Here is a 1,374-nt window from a genome sequence, read left to right as displayed (position 1 = left end):
ACCGATGACTGGTTCGCAGACGCCAATCGTCTGTTCCAACCGACCCCGGCCGTATGGAAGGAGGGCGTGTTCGATGACAACGGCAAGTGGATGGACGGCTGGGAATCGCGCCGCAAGCGCTTCGAAGGCTTCGACAGCGCAGTGATCCGTCTGGGCGTACCGGGCTCGATCAAAGGCGTGGACATCGACACTTCATTCTTCACCGGCAACTTCCCGCCATCGGCCTCGCTGGAAGCGTGCTTCCTGGCCTCGGGCGAGCCTGATGACAACACTCAGTGGACTGAAGTGCTGTCGGCTGTCGAGCTGCAGGGCAACAGCCACCACTACCACGAAATCAGCAACGACCAAGCGTTCAGTCACCTGCGCTTCAACATCTACCCGGACGGCGGTGTTGCCCGTCTGCGCGTGTACGGTGTGCCGCATCGCGACTGGTCGGCCGTTGGCGACAACGAGCAAGTCGATCTGGCAGCAGCCCTCAACGGTGGCCGCGCCCTCGCCTGCTCCGACGAACACTTCGGCCGCATGAGCAACATCCTCAACCCGGGCCGTGGCATCAACATGGGCGACGGCTGGGAAACTGCACGTCGTCGTACGCCGGGCAATGACTGGGTCATTGTCGCGCTGGGTCACCCGGGCGAGATCGAGAAGATCGTCGTCGACACCCTGCACTTCAAAGGCAACTACCCGGACACCTGCTCGATCCAGGGCGCGTTCGTCAAAGGCGGTACTGACAGCCAGATCGAAACCCAGTCGCTGTTCTGGCGCGATCTGCTGCCAAGCCAGAAGCTGGAAATGCACGCCGAGCACACCTTCGTCGAGCAGATCAAAGCACTGGGCCCGATCACCCACATCCGCCTGAACGTGTTCCCGGACGGTGGCGTGAGCCGCCTGCGTGTACTGGGCAAGGTCGCTAAATAACACCGCAATGATCGTTCCCACGCTCTGCGTGGGAACGCATCACTGGACGCTCTGCGTCCTTTCTGGATGTGACGCGGAGCGTCACGGGCTGCATTCCCACGCGGAGCGTGGGAACGATCACTCAACGAAAAGAAGAACAGCATGCGCACACTAACGATTGAACCGCTGACCAAAGAAGCCTTCGCCCCTTTCGGTGACGTGATCGAAACCGACGGCAGCGATCACTTCATGATCAACAACGGTTCGACCATGCGCTTCCATAAACTGGCGACGGTCGAAACCGCTCAGCCTGAGGACAACGCGATCATCAGCATCTTCCGCGCCGACGCGCAGGACATGCCGCTGACCGTTTGCATGCTGGAACGCCATCCGCTGGGCAGCCAGGCTTTCATACCGCTGCTCGGCAACCCCTTTCTGATCGTGGTCGCGCCAGTTGGCGATGAACCTGTATCAGGC

At 60.9% G+C, this 1,374-nt stretch carries 2 protein-coding genes; both read left to right on the top strand.

The features are described from left to right. Window positions 1-918 (top strand): allantoicase (gene alc, locus ACIP1X_RS28970; RefSeq protein ID WP_400755985.1); only part of this gene is annotated, 918 nt, incomplete at its 5' end. 141 nt (window positions 919-1,059) lie between these two features. After that, a partial coding sequence (locus ACIP1X_RS28965) for an ureidoglycolate lyase (protein ID WP_400755984.1) occupies window positions 1,060-1,374 on the top strand: 315 nt, incomplete at its 3' end.

The sequence above is a fragment of the Pseudomonas sp. NPDC088885 genome (genome assembly GCF_044750025.1).
Classification (GTDB): Bacteria; Pseudomonadota; Gammaproteobacteria; order Pseudomonadales; family Pseudomonadaceae; genus Aquipseudomonas; species Aquipseudomonas rustica.
Note: the sequence above shows the minus strand (reverse complement) of the source record. Positions and strands in the feature narration are given on the sequence as shown.